14 protein-coding genes are annotated in these 14,805 nt (G+C 63.7%); 7 read left to right on the forward strand and 7 right to left on the reverse strand.

Features of this window, described 5'->3' with window-relative positions:
- Window position 1: 1 nt before the first annotated feature.
- A complete protein-coding gene (locus LOKVESSMR4R_RS13665; RefSeq protein ID WP_237331794.1) occupies window positions 2–355 on the forward strand; it encodes a hypothetical protein in 354 nt (117 codons plus the stop codon).
- On the opposite strand, the gene LOKVESSMR4R_RS13670 is transcribed toward LOKVESSMR4R_RS13665, so the two are convergent.
- Window positions 352–2,844 carry a GcvT family protein gene (locus tag LOKVESSMR4R_RS13670; protein ID WP_087213257.1) on the reverse strand — a complete coding sequence of 831 codons (2,493 nt, stop codon included), beginning with the start codon at window positions 2,842–2,844 and terminating at the stop codon, window positions 352–354. The genes LOKVESSMR4R_RS13665 and LOKVESSMR4R_RS13670 overlap by 4 nt on opposite strands.
- A gap of 166 nt (window positions 2,845–3,010) precedes the next feature.
- A complete protein-coding gene (locus LOKVESSMR4R_RS13675) occupies window positions 3,011–3,997 on the reverse strand; it encodes a 2-hydroxyacid dehydrogenase (RefSeq protein ID WP_087209390.1) in 987 nt (328 codons plus the stop codon).
- 106 nt (window positions 3,998–4,103) lie between these two features.
- On the opposite strand from LOKVESSMR4R_RS13675, the gene LOKVESSMR4R_RS13680 reads away from it, so the two are divergent.
- Together LOKVESSMR4R_RS13680 and LOKVESSMR4R_RS13685 are read left to right on the forward strand one after the other, a co-directional pair.
- Complete coding sequence (locus tag LOKVESSMR4R_RS13680) at window positions 4,104–4,634, forward strand: SH3 domain-containing protein (protein ID WP_237331795.1); 531 nt, start codon at window positions 4,104–4,106, stop codon at window positions 4,632–4,634.
- Between the two features lie 27 nt (window positions 4,635–4,661).
- Window positions 4,662–5,570 carry a cation diffusion facilitator family transporter gene (locus LOKVESSMR4R_RS13685; RefSeq protein ID WP_087209394.1) on the forward strand — a complete coding sequence of 303 codons (909 nt, stop codon included), beginning with the start codon at window positions 4,662–4,664 and terminating at the stop codon, window positions 5,568–5,570.
- Window positions 5,571–5,635: 65 nt separating this feature from the next.
- On the opposite strand, the gene LOKVESSMR4R_RS13690 is transcribed toward LOKVESSMR4R_RS13685, so the two are convergent.
- The 5 genes from LOKVESSMR4R_RS13690 to LOKVESSMR4R_RS13710 all read right to left on the reverse strand — a co-directional run bounded on the left by LOKVESSMR4R_RS13690 (window position 5,636) and on the right by LOKVESSMR4R_RS13710 (window position 11,299).
- Window positions 5,636–7,657 carry a M3 family metallopeptidase gene (locus LOKVESSMR4R_RS13690; RefSeq protein ID WP_087209397.1) on the reverse strand — a complete coding sequence of 674 codons (2,022 nt, stop codon included), beginning with the start codon at window positions 7,655–7,657 and terminating at the stop codon, window positions 5,636–5,638.
- Window positions 7,654–8,721 carry a HesA/MoeB/ThiF family protein gene (locus tag LOKVESSMR4R_RS13695; RefSeq protein ID WP_087209400.1) on the reverse strand — a complete coding sequence of 356 codons (1,068 nt, stop codon included), beginning with the start codon at window positions 8,719–8,721 and terminating at the stop codon, window positions 7,654–7,656. Before LOKVESSMR4R_RS13695 ends, LOKVESSMR4R_RS13690 begins: the two co-directional genes overlap by 4 nt.
- Window positions 8,718–9,164, reverse strand: a complete 447-nt coding sequence (dut, locus tag LOKVESSMR4R_RS13700; protein ID WP_087209403.1) for a dUTP diphosphatase — start codon at window positions 9,162–9,164, stop codon at window positions 8,718–8,720. The genes LOKVESSMR4R_RS13695 and dut overlap by 4 nt, the downstream gene beginning before the upstream one ends.
- Window positions 9,161–10,354: a bifunctional phosphopantothenoylcysteine decarboxylase/phosphopantothenate--cysteine ligase CoaBC gene (gene coaBC / locus LOKVESSMR4R_RS13705; protein ID WP_087209406.1), complete on the reverse strand. Its 1,194-nt coding sequence runs from the start codon at window positions 10,352–10,354 to the stop codon at window positions 9,161–9,163. The genes dut and coaBC overlap by 4 nt, the downstream gene beginning before the upstream one ends.
- 66 nt (window positions 10,355–10,420) lie before the next feature.
- Window positions 10,421–11,299, reverse strand: a complete 879-nt coding sequence (locus tag LOKVESSMR4R_RS13710) for an RNA polymerase factor sigma-32 (protein ID WP_087209409.1) — start codon at window positions 11,297–11,299, stop codon at window positions 10,421–10,423.
- A 90-nt stretch (window positions 11,300–11,389) separates the two neighbouring features.
- Between LOKVESSMR4R_RS13710 and cobU the strand changes: the two genes are divergently transcribed.
- The 4 genes from cobU to LOKVESSMR4R_RS13730 are packed head-to-tail and all read left to right on the forward strand — an operon-like array spanning window position 11,390 to window position 14,784.
- The gene (gene cobU / locus LOKVESSMR4R_RS13715) at window positions 11,390–11,905 is read left to right on the forward strand and encodes a bifunctional adenosylcobinamide kinase/adenosylcobinamide-phosphate guanylyltransferase (protein ID WP_087209412.1); all 516 of its coding nucleotides are present in this window, start codon (window positions 11,390–11,392) and stop codon (window positions 11,903–11,905) included.
- Window positions 11,902–12,480, forward strand: coding sequence for a histidine phosphatase family protein (locus LOKVESSMR4R_RS13720; protein ID WP_087209415.1), 579 nt, complete (start codon window positions 11,902–11,904; stop codon window positions 12,478–12,480). Before cobU ends, LOKVESSMR4R_RS13720 begins: the two co-directional genes overlap by 4 nt.
- A gap of 58 nt (window positions 12,481–12,538) precedes the next feature.
- Window positions 12,539–13,228, forward strand: a complete 690-nt coding sequence (locus tag LOKVESSMR4R_RS13725; RefSeq protein WP_087209418.1) for a glutathione S-transferase — start codon at window positions 12,539–12,541, stop codon at window positions 13,226–13,228.
- A gap of 41 nt (window positions 13,229–13,269) precedes the next feature.
- Window positions 13,270–14,784: a YifB family Mg chelatase-like AAA ATPase gene (locus LOKVESSMR4R_RS13730; RefSeq protein WP_087209421.1), complete on the forward strand. Its 1,515-nt coding sequence runs from the start codon at window positions 13,270–13,272 to the stop codon at window positions 14,782–14,784.
- The last annotated feature ends 21 nt before the right edge of the window (window positions 14,785–14,805 follow it).

Raw genomic sequence — 14,805 nt, forward strand, 5'->3', positions numbered from 1 at the left:
ATTGGCCGCAGCGGCCAAAGGCACCCTTACAAACCGCGCAGCCTTGGCCTATCTGCACCCGATGAAGCGCGAACGCGACCATATCCGGGCCCGATTTGACCGACAATATCGCAAGATCCAGCCCCTGGTGCCGGGCATGGCCAGCCTGCGCAAACCCGGTTGGATGATCGCGCGGGTCAGCCTTGCGGTCACCTTGATCCTGGGCGGATTTCTGGCGATCCTGCCAATCTTTGGCCTATGGATGATCCCTGTCGGCCTGCTATTGCTGGCCATCGACCTGCCGATCCTGCAAGATCCCGTCGCACGGCTGATGATACGGGGCCGCAGGTGGATCGCGCTGCGGCGCAGGCGTTAGCCGTCCTGACGGATCACCGCGTTCTGCGGGTCATAGGGGCTGTCCTCGACGATCACGGCCGGCCAAAGCTGGTCCAGCATCTTGACCTGCAATTGGGTGCCGACCGCCGCCATCTCGGGTTTGACATAGCCCATGCCGATGGATTTGCCGAAGGCCACCGAATAGCCGCCCGAGGTCAGACGCCCGACGCGGGTGTCACCGTCATACAATGCCTCGCGCCCCCATGGATCGGCATCCGCAGGCCCGTCGATCAGCAAGGTGACGCATTTGCTGCGGATCCCCTTGGCCAGCATCGCCTCTTTGCCGTGGAAATCCTTGGACAGGTCCACGAAACGCGGCAGATCAGCCTCGAGCGGTGTCGCGTCGCGGCCCAATTCATTGCCAAAGGCGCGGTAGGATTTTTCCTGCCGCAGCCAGTTCTGCGCCCGTGCGCCGACCAGTTTCATACCATGTGGCGCGCCTGCCTTTTCCAGCAGGTCGAACAGGTAATTCTGCATTTCAATCGGATGGTGCAATTCCCAGCCCAGCTCGCCGGTATAGGCGACGCGGATCGCATTGACCGGACACATCCCGAGTTCGATCTTTTGCGCAGACAGCCATGGGAAACGCTTGTTCGACAGGGCGGTGGCTGGATCGGCATCCTTGATCACGGCGGCCAGCACGTCGCGGGATTTGGGACCGGCGATGGCGAAAACGCCCCATTGCGTGGTCACATCCTGCGCGTTGATCCGGCCGAATGTGGGTTCCTTGTCCTCGATCGCCTTGAACAGGTAATCCTGATCATAGGCGGTCCATGCCCCGGCAGAGACGAGGTAATAATCATTCTCGCCATTGCGCACGATGGTATATTCGGTGCGCGTCGTGCCATGGGCGGTCAGCGCATAGGTCAGGTTGATCCGGCCCACGCGCGGCAATTTATTGGTGGTGAACCAATCCAGAAAGGCGGTCGCCCCCGGCCCGGTGATCCGGTGCTTGGTAAAGGCGGTGGCGTCGATCAGGCCCACGCCTTCGCGGATCGCCTTGGCCTCTTCCACCGCATATTGCCACCAGCCGCCGCGCCGGAAGGACCGCGCGTCATGGTCGTTGAACCCGGCGGGGGCATAATAATTGGGCCGTTCCCAACCGTTCACGAAACCGAATTGCGCGCCACGCGCCGCTTGGCGGTCATAGGCGGGCGAGGTGCGCAAAGGCCGACAGGCGGGGCGTTCTTCATCGGGATGATGCAGGATATAGACGTGGTCGTAGCATTCCTCGTTCTTGCGCGCGGCAAATTCGGTGGTCATCCAATTGCCGTAACGCTTGGGGTCAAGCGAGGCCATGTCGATTTCCGCCTCGCCATGCACCATCATCTGGGCAAGGTAATAGCCGGTGCCACCAGCCGCCGTGATGCCAAACGAAAACCCTTCGGCCAGCCACATATTGCGCAATCCGGGTGCGGGGCCGACCAGCGGGTTACCGTCGGGCGTGTAACAGATCGGGCCGTTGAAATCGTCTTTCAGCCCCGAATCCTCGCAAGACGGAATCCGGTGGATCATCGCCATATATTGGTCCTCGATCCGTTCCAGATCGAGCGGGAAGAGATCGGCGCGGAAAGAGTCAGGCACGCCATATTCAAAAACCGCAGGGGCGTTCTTTTCATAGACCCCCAAGATCCAGCCGCCGCGTTCCTCGCGCACATAAGATTGCGCATCGGCGTCGCGGATCACGGGATGTTCGACATGGCCTTCGGCGCGGAATTTCACCAGCGCGGGGTCTTGGTCCATCACGATGAATTGGTGTTCAACGGGGATCGCGGGGATCTTGATGCCAAGCTTTTTCGCCGTGGTCTGCGCATGGTTGCCAGAGGCGGTGACGACATGTTCGGCGGTGATGGTGATCTGTTCCTCGGATGGCACCAGATTGCCGCCCTTTTCGACCATCTTGGTGCAGGTCACTTCCCAATGGGTGCCGTTCCAGTGGAATGCATCGGCCTGCCATTTGCGCACGATCTCGACGCCGCGCTGGCGGGCACCCTTGGCCATGGCCTGCGTCACATCGGCGGGGTTAATATAGCCGTCGGTATGGTGATACAGCGCGCCTTTGAGGTCATCGGTATTGATCAGCGGCCATTTCGCCTTGATCTGGTCAGGGGTCATCCAGACATAGGGCACATCGCAGGTTTCGGCCGTGGATGCATAAAGCATGAATTCATCCATGCGGTCCTGCGTCTGGGCCATGCGCAGATTGCCGACCACGGCGAAACCTGCGTTCAGGCCGGTTTCCGCCTCTAGCGATTTGTAGAAATCGACCGAATATTTGTGGATATGGGTCGTGGCAAAAGACATGTTGAACAAGGGCAGCAGGCCCGCCGCATGCCATGTGGACCCCGAGGTCAGCTCGTCGCGTTCCAGCAGCATCACATCATCCCAGCCCGCCTTGGCCAGATGATAGGCGATCGACGTGCCCACGGCGCCACCACCGACGACCAATGCTTTGACTTGCGTTTTCATGCTGACGATTCCCTCGGCGCTGCTTTGGGTGCAATCTGCTTGAAAGCCGCAAGGCGCGACAGAACCAGCCGACGCCTTGTCGTCTAATTGCGACAGGCGGACCGGTTGGCGCTGGTCCAAAGCGCAGGGCAAGCGGCCCGCCGGCGGCTGGTGCGCCGGCGCGCCATCACAACATGCTGGGCACAACCAGATCCGGCGGGCGATGCCCATCGGCAAAGGTCTTGATGTTCAGGATGACTTTCTCGCCCATCTCGACCCGGCCTTCGAGCGTGGCCGACCCCATATGCGGCAGCAGGATTGCATTTGGCAATTCCTTCAGGCGCGGATTGATCAGATGGCCGCGTTCAAAGACATCAAGACCCGCGCCCGCGATTTCACCCGCGCGCAGCATCCGCGTCAGCGCGTTTTCGTCGATCACCTCGCCGCGTGACGTGTTCACGATCACCGCAGAGGGTTTCATCAGCTTCAGCCGGCGCGCGTTCATCAGGTGAAAGGTAGACGGCGTATGCGGGCAGTTGATCGACAGGATGTCCATCCGCGCAACCATCTGGTCAAGGCTTTCCCAATAGGTCGCATCCAGCGCCTCTTCGACCTCGGGGCGCAGGCGGCGGCGGTTGTGGTAATGGACTTGCAAGCCAAAGGCGGCGGCACGTTTCGCGACCGCCTGCCCGATCCGGCCCATCCCCAGAATGCCCAGACGCCGCCCCTTGATCCGGCCGCCCATCATCGCGGTCGGTGTCCAGCCCTGCCATGTCTCTGATTGGGCCAGCTTGATCCCCTCGCCCATGCGGCGCGTCACACCAAGGATCAGCGCCATCACCATATCGGCGGTGTCATCGGTCATCACGCCCGGCGTATTGGACACATGGATGCCCCGCTGGCGCGCGGTGGCCACGTCGATATGATCGACACCTGCGCCGTAATTGGCGATCAGCTTGAGCTTGTCACCCGCCCGCGCGAGGATTTTCGCGTCGATCTGATCGGTGATCGTGGGCACCAGCACATCGGCGGATTGCATCGCCTCGACCAATTCCTCGGGCGTCATCGGCGCGTCAGTGTCGCGCAATTGCACGTCGAATAATTCCTTGAGCCGGGTTTCCACCTGTTCAGGCAATTGTCGCGTCACGACAACAGTAAGATGCTTTCCTGGCATGGCTCGTCCCTCTTGGCTTTTCAAATCCGGTCCTGCATGGCAGGTTGCGCGAAAGGGACGCGCAGCACAAGAACAGCGCGCCCGAAACGGGCATAAAAGGCAGAAAATGAACAGTTTCGTCCGGTGGTCCCGCAGATTGCGCCTGGCGCTTTGTGCCGCCTTGCTGGCCGGTGCCGCCGCCGTGGCACAAGAGGCCAGCGACGGCCCCGCAATCGGGCCGGAAACCAACCTGCCGGTGCCACGCTTCGTGTCGCTGAACGCGGGCGAGGCGAATGTCCGCCGTGGCCCGTCGCTGTCGCACCGGATCGACTGGGTGTTCAAACGGCGCAACATGCCGCTGCAACTGGTCGCGGAATATGGCCAATGGCGGCGCGTCATCGACCGCGACGGCCAAGGCGGGTGGATTCATTATACGCTGCTGTCGGGCGCCCGCACCGTGCTGGTCAATGAGGCACGCACCGCGCTGCGCGCGCGCCCCGAACCTGGCGCGACCGAGACCGCGATCCTCGAACAGGGGGTGATCGCGCGGCTGGGTCAATGCGCACCCGATTGGTGCCAACTGAACGCGGGCGGCTATCGGGGATGGGTACCCAAATCCGATATCTGGGGCGTCACGCTGGAAGAATTGCGTGACTAGCTGCGGCGGATTGCCTAATCAGCGCGGATGAGCCTGCAACACGACACCCGCATGAACCTGTCCGCCGGGCTGTTATCCGTGACCGTCGCCGCCGTGCTGGTCGCGGCCAAGCTGTGGGCGCTGGCGGAAACCGGATCGCTGGCAGTGGCGGCGACGCTGGCGGATAGCGCGCTTGACCTGATGATGTCGCTGGGCGGTCTGGCCGCCATCGCCTATGCTGCCAAACCTGCCGATGACGACCATAATTTCGGCCATAGTTCGGCCGAGGATCTGGCGGCGCTGGGCCAATCCTTGTTCATCCTTGTCTCGGCGGCGGTGATCGCGGTGGCGGCAGTGCTGCGCTTGCTGGATGATACCACCGCCATGCCCCGGGCCGAAGGTTTCGGCATCGGAATCATGGTGTTTTCGATCATCGTCACGCTGGGGCTGGTCAGCTGGCAGCGCCATGTCGCGCGCCGCACCGGCAACAAGGTCGTGCTGGCCGACAGCCTGCATTACATGGGCGATCTGATCCCCAATATCGGGGCGATTGTCGCGCTTTGGGCGGCGGCCCGGTTTGGCCTGTTCCAGATCGACAGTGTCGTGGCTTTGGGGGCTGCGGCCTTTCTGGCGGTGGGGGCGCTGCGCATCGGCAAGGGGGCTTGGGATGCGCTGATGGACCGGCAGGCCGACCCTGCGATGATCGCGGGCATCCGGCAGATCGTGGACAGCTGCGACGGCGTGCGCGGTTATCACGACCTGAAAACGCGCGTCGCGGGCAGCCGGGTTTTCGTGAACCTGCATATCGAATTGGACGGGGCGCAATCGCTGGACGCCGCCCATGCGATCGGTGCGGCCCTGCGCCGCGACATTATCGCCGCCTATCCGCGCGCCGATGTGCTGATCCACAAGGACCCAGTCGGCGTGAAACGCCACCCTGACGATCCTCGCCGCTAAGGTCGCAGGGGGCGCTGCCCCCGCCCCTGCGGGACTCCCCCGGGATATTTACGCTCGGAAGATGGTCAGGCGGCCAGACCGCGGCCTTTGAGCAAAGCATCCACCCCCGGCATCCGCCCACGGAAAGCGGTGTAGAGATCGGCCGCATCCACCGATCCGCCCGAGGACAGCACGGTCTGTTCAAGACGGGCGGCGGTGGCGGGATCGAAAGGATCGCCTGCTTCCTCGAAGGCGGCGAAAGCGTCGGCGTCCATCACCTCGGACCACATATAGCTGTAATAGCCGCTGGAATAGCCGTCACCGGCGAAGACATGCGCGAAATGCGGCGTCGCGTGGCGCATGCCGATGGCGCGCGGCATCCCGATATCTGCAAGGATTTCCGCCTGCTTTTGCATCGGATCGGCGGGGGCAGGCCCGTCATGGAACCCCAGATCGACCAGCGCCGAGGCCACATATTCCACCGTCTGAAAGCCCATGTCGTAATTTGCCGCCCCCAGCATCCGTTGCAGCAGATCGGCAGGCATCGCAGCGCCCGTATCCGCATGGGTCGCGAATTCCGACAGGACAGCGGGCAGGCTGAGCCAATGTTCATAGAGCTGGCTGGGCAATTCCACGAAATCCCGCGCGACGGAGGTGCCGCTGATGCTTTCATAGGTTACATCCGACAGCATCTGGTGCAAAGCATGGCCGAATTCGTGAAACAAGGTCCGCGCGTCGTCAAAGGATAAAAGCGCGGGTTGGCCTGCCTCGGGTTTGGCAAAGTTGCACACGTTGATGACATGCGGGCGGGTGTCACCGCCCAGCCGTTTTTGCGACCGCATCGCCGAACACCAGGCCCCTGACCGTTTCGATCCGCGCGCGAAATAATCGCCGATGAAGACCGCGACATGCGCGCCATTGCGCGTGACCTCCCACATCCGCACATCGGCATGGTAGACGGGGCCGTCGATGGGGGTGAAATCCAGCCCGAACAGCCGGTTGGCACAGGCGAAGGCCGCGTCGATCATCCGGTCGAGTTGCAGATAGGGTTTGAGGGCGGCCTCATCCAGATCATGCAGCGCGCGGCGCCGTTTTTCAGCATAATAGCGCCAGTCCCAAGGTTCCAGCGGGCCTGTCTGCCCATCGGCATGCAGCATCTGTTCCAGGATCGCGGCATCAGCCTCGGCCGCGGCTTTGGCGGGGTGCCAGACCTGCATCAGCAGATCGCGCACCGCCGCAGGATGGCCCGCCATCTCGGTTTCCAGCTTGAAATCGGCAAAGCTCGCGTAGCCCAGCAGCGCCGCACGTTCTTGCCGCAGGGCCAGCGTTTCGGCCGCAATCGCGCGGTTGTCGGTCGCCCCGCCATTGGCCCCGCGCGCGCCCCAGGCGAGATAGGCCTTTTGCCGCAGATCGCGGCGCGCGGAAAATTGCAGGAACGGCACGATCAACGCGCGCGAAAGCGTGACGACAGGGCCGCCCAGGCCTTTTTCAGCCCCTGCCGCGCGGGCAGTTGCCAGCACGAAATCGGGCAGCCCGTCCAGATCATCCGCACCAAGCGGCATGACCCAGTCGCGTTCATCGGCCAGCAGGTTTTGTGTGAATTGCGTGCCCAGCACCGATAGCCGCGATTTCACCGCGCGCAGCCGGGCGGCGGCGTCCCCGTCCAGCAAGGCCCCCGCACGCAGAAAGCCACGCCGTGTCAGCATCAGCACGCGCTGTTGCTCGGCGGTCAGATCAAGCGTATCGCGGGCGGCCCAGAGCGCCTCTATCCGCGCGAAAAGCGCCTTGTTTTCGGAAATCTCGGAAGAATAGGCGCTGAGCAAGGGCGCGAAATCGCGCTGCAAAGCGTTGCGCGCGGGGGTGCTGTCGGCCCCTGCAAGGCTGTAGAACGCGCCCAGCACGCGGTTCAGCCCGGCATCAGCCAGTTCCAGCGCCGCGATCGTATTGGCAAAGTCAGGCGCATCGGGATTATCCGCAATCGCGGCGATATTGGCGCGCGACTGGGCCAGTGCGGCATCGACCGCAGGCGCGAAATCATCATCCGTGATCCGGTCAAAAGGCGGCAGGCCAAAGGGCGTGTCCCAATCGGACAGCAGCGGGTTGGTCATGGCGAAACTCCTGTCGATCGTGTCAGCCCCTTGCCCGCACAGACCGGGCAATCGGGCTGCGGCTTGATCGTGATGGTCCGGGTCTGGGCATAGAGCGCGTCATAGATCAGCAGCCGTCCGGCCAGGCTATCGCCGGCCTGGGTGATCCATTTGATCGCCTCGACCGCCATCATCGCGCCGATCACGCCGGGCAAAGGCCCCAGCACGCCCGCCTCGGCGCAGGAAGGGACCAGCGCGGCATCGGGGGCTTGGGGGAAGACGCAGGCATAGCAAGGGCTGCCATGGGCCGGATCATAGAGGCTGATCTGCCCTTCCCATTGCGTCAGCGCGGCCGCGATCAGCGGGATCCCTTGGGCCAGCGCCGTTTGGTTGACCAGATAGCGGGTGGCGAAATTGTCGCTGCCATCCAGCACCAGATCATAATCGGCGCAAAGCGCGGTTGCGATATCAGCCGTCAGCCGCCGGTGATAGGGGCGCACGGTCACGAACGGGTTCTGCGCCATCATGGCAGCAGCAGCGGAATGCACCTTGGGCATGCCGATATTCTTGTCGGGATGGATCACCTGCCGTTGCAGGTTGGTATTCTCGACAATGTCATCGTCGATCACGCCGATGGTGCCGACACCGGCGGCAGCCAGATATTGCAGCGCGGGCGCGCCCAGCCCGCCTGCCCCCACCACCAACACGCGCGCATCGCGCAAGGCCTTTTGCCCCGGCCCGCCGATTTCACGCAGCACGATATGGCGGGCATAGCGGTTCAGTTCCGTGTCCGAAAAGCTGCCGGGTTTCGCGGTGGGCGCAGCGACGGGCGTGACCCGCGCGCGCAGGCGGGCAAGGCCACGGCGATAGGCCGCAACGATGAAACCAAAGGCGATCAGCAGCCCCCATAGCCGCGCATCGCCCCCCGTCGCCATGCGCAAAGGATGGCCCGCAGGCAAGATCACATGCAGCATCATCACGCTGACCAAAAGGATGCCCAGCATCGTCCAGCGCGCGTGATACGGCGCTTTCATCGCGATGCCGATCCCCCAGAGGGCGGCGGCCATGGCACCCACCATGATCATGTGCCGGTGGACCCGAAACCGCCCGCGGCACGGGGGCTGTCCGACAGGGATTCAACCAACGTGAAATCCACCTGCACCACGGGGGCCACGACCATCTGGGCGATCCGCATGCCATGGGTGATCTGCACCGGATCGGTCCCGTGGTTCACCACGATCACCCCCACGGGGCCGCGATAATCACTGTCAATCGTGCCGGGCGCATTCAGCAGCGTCAGCCCCTGTTTCAGCGCCAGACCAGAGCGTGGGCGGATCTGCGCCTCATAGCCTTGGGGGATTTCCATCCGCAGCCCTGTGGGGATCAGCGCGCGCGCGCCGGGGGGCAGGTCAACCACGCCCCTGTCAGGCAGATTGGCGCGCAGATCAGCACCCGCCGCCCCGGCCGTTTCATAGCGGGGCAGGCCAAGCGAGCGGTCTGCCCCCGCGTCCCAAACCAGATTGATCATGCGATCTCCTGTGCGATACGTTGCGCCAGCTGGGCGGCCACGGCATCCTTGGTCATGCGTGGCCAGCTTTCGGCACCAGCCTCGGTGATCAGGGTCACGGCGTTTTCGCTGCCCCCCATGATGCCCGTCGCAGGGGATACGTCATTGGCGACGATCCAGTCGCAGCCTTTGCGCAGCCGCTTGGCGCTGGCATGGGCGATGACGTCATCGGTCTCGGCCGCAAAGCCCACGACCAGCGCCGGGCGGCCAGCGCCCATCTGCGATATCGTGGCCAGAATGTCGGGGTTTTCGGCGAATGCCAGCTGCGGCAGGCCAGTGGCTGTTTTCTTGATCTTGCTTGTGCCCGCATTGGCCACGCGCCAATCCGCGACGGCGGCGGCGAAAATGGCCGCATCGGCAGGTTTGGCGGCCTGCACGGCGGCCAGCATTTCGGCGGCGGTCTGCACGCGCACCACATGCACGCCGTCAGGGGGCGGCACATCGGCAGGACCAGTGACGAAAGTCACCTCTGCCCCAAGCCCCGCCAGCGCGCGCGCAATTGCCGTGCCCTGCGCGCCCGATGACCGGTTGGCGATATAGCGCACCGGGTCAATCGGTTCATGGGTGGGGCCGGATGTCACAAGAATATGCTTGCCCTGCAACGGCCCATCGGCCAGCGCGGCACTGATTGCGGAAATGATATCAGGGACTTCTGCCATGCGGCCGGGGCCAAATTCGCCGCAGGCCATCACGCCCTCATCCGGACCTGCCACCAGCACGCCATCAGCTTGCAAGGCCGCCAGATTGCGCTGCGTGGCGGGGTGGGTCCACATCCGCACATTCATTGCAGGCACGATCAGCACGCGTTTATCCGTGGCCAGCAGCAGGGTCGAGGCCAGATCATTCGCCAGCCCGCCCGCCATCTTTGCCATCAGATCGGCAGTGGCCGGGGCCACGACCACCAGATCGGCAGCGCGCGACAATTCGATATGGCCCATTTCGGCCTCGTCGGTCAGGTCGAACAGGTCCTGATAGACTTTGGACGCGGCCAGCGCCGACAAGCTGAGCGGGGTGACAAATTCCGCCCCCGCGCGGGTCAGCACAGGTGTCACCCGTGCGCCCTGATCGCGCAGGCGGCGCACAAGGTCGAGCGATTTGAAAGCAGCGATACCACCGCCCAGGATCAGCAGAATATGTCGCCCCGCCAGCATTGTCTTTCTCCGGTCAATTCCAGTCGGACCTTAGGGCGGAACCGACCGGAAAGACAATGTGGCGTATCAGGCAAAGAACGATTGAACTTCGGTGCTTTGCGCCTCGAGGCTTTTGCGCATCTTGCCAAAGGCCGCGGCCTCTAGCTGGCGGACACGTTCCTTGGACAGGCCGAGTTCGGACCCAAGGCTTTCCAGCGTGCGCGGATCGTCGCGCAGCTTGCGTTCGCGCACGATGAATTGTTCGCGGTCATTCAGCGCGGATAGCGCCGTGACCAGCCATTGGCGCAATGTGTCGGTGTCATGCGAATTCTCGACCTTTTCGGCGGCCTGCGGCGCGTCATCTTCCAGCGCGTCGATCCATTCGCGGCCTTCGTCATCGACTGATTGCGTGGCGTTCAGCGAAAAATCAGACCCCGACAGGCGGCCATCCATCATCTGCACGTCATGCAAGGGAACGCCGACCTCGATCGCGATCAGCTCGTGCAATTCATGCGTTTCGAGTGTGCGGCCTTCGGCGGCGGCTTCGCGTTCCAGACGGGCCTGCACGCGGCGCATGTTGAAAAACAGCGATTTCTGCGAAGAGGTGGACCCGGTGCGCACCATGGACCAATTGCGCATCACATAATCCTGGATCGAGGCCTTGATCCACCAGACCGCATAGGTCGAAAAGCGCACGCCACGGTCTGGGTCGAATTTGTCGGCGGCTTTCATCAGCCCGACCGATGCTTCTTGGATCAAATCATTCATCGGGGCGCCGTAGCGTTTGAATTTCGACGCCATGGAAATCGCCAACCGCATATAGGCGGTGATCAGCCGGTGCAGGGCTTGTTCATCGCGCTGGTCGCGCCAGGCATAGGCAAGGCGCAATTCGGTTTCAGCATCCAGCAATTCGGCCCGCATCGCGGTCCGTGACAGTGTTTGATCGGAATAACCACGAGCGGCCATTATTCTTCCCCCAGATTGTCGAGCTATGGATTAACTTTTCCTTATGTCCTTGTTACGAGAGCATTCTGAAAACGGATCACTTGAATATTCATGACAGCATTGCCAAAACTCACACTTGTCCTAGGCGGCGCGGCCTCTGGTAAATCCAGCTATGCCGAGGGGCTGATCGCCCAAAGCGGTCTGGCAAAGATTTATATCGCGACAGCACAGGTGTTTGACGATGAAATGGCGGCCAAGGTCGCGCGTCACCGTGATCTGCGCGGCAGCGGGTGGACCACTTTCGAGGAACCGCTGGACCCCGGTGCCATCTTGTCGCAGCACAAAGCGGATAGCGCGGTGCTGGTCGATTGCGCGACGCTCTGGCTGAGCAATGTGATGCTGGCCGACCAGGATGTGCCGGCCGCATCGGCGATTTTCGTGCAGGCGCTGGCGGATTGCGCGGCCCCTGTCGTTGTGGTGTCAAACGAGGTGGGGCAAGGCATTGTTCCCGATAATGCGCTGGCGCGGCGGTTTCGCAATGCGCAAGGCGCGCTTAATCAGGCGCTTGCGGCACAGGCCGACCGCGTCGTCGCGGTGATGGCGGGGCTGCCGCTGGTGCTGAAATGACGCGGCTTTGGTGGGTGCGACATGCGCCGACGCATGAAAAATCCTTTGTCGGCTGGCGCGATGTGCCTGCGGATCTGTCGGATACGGCGCTGATCGGGCGGGTCGCGGATCATCTGCCCGGCGATGCGGTGATCGTCGCCTCTGATCTGCAACGCGCCTCGGCCACGGCGGATGCTATCGGGCGGGGCCGCGCGCGCCTGCCCGATCTGCCACATCTGCGCGAGATGGATTTCGGGCTTTGGGACGGGATGGATTGGCGCGCTGTCGCCGCGCGCGACCCCGATCTCAGCCGCCGGTTCTGGGAAGAACCCGGCGATCTGCGCGCCCCCGAGGGCGAAAGCTGGAATGACGTCAGCGCCCGCGTGGCCGGCGTGGTCGATGACCTGACAATGCGTTTCGCTGGCCGTGATATCGTGCTGGTCGCGCATATGGGCGTGATCATGACCCAGATTCAGCGCGCCTCCGGCAGCACCGCCTATCAGGCGCTGGGGCACCAGATCGACAATCTGTCAGTGACACGCATGGCGCGCGACAGCACGGGCTGGACCCTGGGCGCGGTCAATCACTTGCCGTGATGGGGCAGATCACGCGATGTCGCTTTGCGCTGCCACGGGTGTCGGATAAGATCGGCGCATGACATATACAGTTTACATAGGTGATCGGTCATTCAGCAGCTGGTCCTTGCGCGGCTGGCTAATGCTGGAAAAGTTTGGCCTGCCCTATCAGACCCGCTTGGTCGGGCTTTACGCCGGGACAATGGCGGCAGAGCTGGCGCAAATCCCACCCGCGCGCACCGTGCCCGCAATGACGACACCCGAAGGCTTTGTTCTGACCGACAGCCTTGCCATGGCCGAGACCTTGGCCGAACGCCACCCAGAGCTGGCGCTCTATCCGCGCGATCCTGCCGCACGCGCGCTGGCACGCTCGATCTGCGCCGAAATGCACAGCGGTTTCAACGCCTTGCGCGGGCAATGTCCGCATATGATTACCCATGTCTGGGACGGTTTTGCGCCCTCCGATGCGGTGCTGGCCGATCTGGCCCGGATCGAGGATCTGTGGTCGCTGGCCCGCGCGCGGCACGGCGCGGACAGCCCGTGGCTGTTCGGGGATTACTCGCTGGCCGATGTGTTCTATGCGCCCGTGGCGATGCGGATCACCACCTACGGGCTGCCGGTCAGCGGCGCCGCACAGGCCTATGTCGATGCCCATCTGCACGATCCGGCGTTTCTGGACTGGCGCCGCGCGGCGCTTGCGGAAATCCACGACCCCTGGCCCTATCCGATGGATCTGCCGCGCCGCGACTGGCCCGTTAACCATTCCTAAACCGCCGCAAGCTACCCGTTAACCAAAAGCGGGAGCAGCGCATGGTCGCCATCGCCTATACAGTGGCCTTTGAAGGGATCGAGGCCCGTCTGGTCGAGGTGCAATGCGCCATCGCCCCCGGCGTGCCCGCCTTCAGCATCGTGGGCCTGCCGGACAAGGCCGTCTCCGAAGCCCGCGAAAGGGTGCGCGCGGCGCTGACGGCCATGGCCATCGCGCTGCCGTCGAAACGGATCACGATCAACCTTTCGCCCGCCGATCTGCCCAAGGAAGGGTCGCATTTCGACCTGCCCATCGCGCTGGCGCTGCTGGCGGCACTAGAGATCGTGCCGCGCGAAGAGGCCGCGCAAACCGTGGCGCTTGGGGAATTGTCGCTTGACGGCACGCTGGTCCCCGTGGTCGGCGCATTGCCCGCCGCGATGACCGCGGCCAGCGAAGGGCGGATGCTGCTGTGCCCCGCCGCCTGCGGGGCCGAGGCGGCCTGGGTCGGCGCGGCCAATGTCATCGCCCCCCGGAGCCTGGCCGCGATGGTGCGTCATTTCACCGGGCAAAACGTGATCGCACCCTCGGTGCCGGGCGAGGCACAAACCCTGACACGCAGCCGCGATTTCGCGGAAGTGAAGGGCCAGGAACGCGCCAAACGCGCGCTGGAAATCGCCGCCGCCGGGCGGCATCACCTGTTGCTGGTCGGCGCGCCGGGGTCGGGCAAATCCATGCTGGCCGCGCGGATCGCGGGCATCCTGCCGCCCCTGTCCCCTGCCGAGGCGCTGGAAACCTCGATGATCCATTCGCTGGCGGGGCTGCTGGATGATGGCGGGATCAACCGCGAACGCCCGTTTCGCGAACCGCATCACACGGCCTCGATGGCGGCCATCGTCGGCGGCGGGCGCGGCGCCAAACCGGGCGAGATTTCGCTGGCGCATAACGGCGTGCTGTTCATGGACGAATTCCCCGAATTCCCCCGCACGGTGCTGGAAACCCTGCGCCAGCCAATCGAGACAGGCGAAGTCGTCGTCGCCCGCGCCAATGCGCATGTGCGCTATCCCTGCCGGTTCATGCTAGTCGCCGCCGCCAACCCCTGCAAATGCGGCTATCTGACCGACCCCGCCCGCGCCTGCACCCGCGCGCCAATTTGTGGCGAGGATTACATGGGCCGCATTTCCGGGCCCTTGATGGACCGCTTCGATCTGCGGGTCGAGGTGCCGCCGGTCGCATTTCAGGACCTCGATTTGCCGCAATCGGGCGACAGCTCTGCCGTGATTGCCGCGCGGATCGCGGCGGCGCGCGCGCGGCAGGCGACGCGGTTCGCAGGCCATGGCGAGGCGCGGGTCAATGCCGATGCCGAAGGCCATCTGCTGGAACAGATCGCGACACCCGATGCCGAAGGGCGCGCGCTGTTGTTGCGTGTGGCGGAGAAATTCGGCCTCTCGGCGCGCGGCTATCACCGGATCTTGCGGGTGGCGCGCACCATCGCCGATCTGGACGGGTCAGAGGCGGTGCACCGCCATCATGTGGCCGAGGCTGTCAGCTACCGGCTGGCCATGGCCAAAGAGGTCTAGGCCGCTTTCCCGTTCCTGCGG

This window comes from Yoonia vestfoldensis, from assembly GCF_002158905.1.
GTDB classification, from domain to species: Bacteria; Pseudomonadota; Alphaproteobacteria; order Rhodobacterales; family Rhodobacteraceae; genus Yoonia; species Yoonia vestfoldensis_B.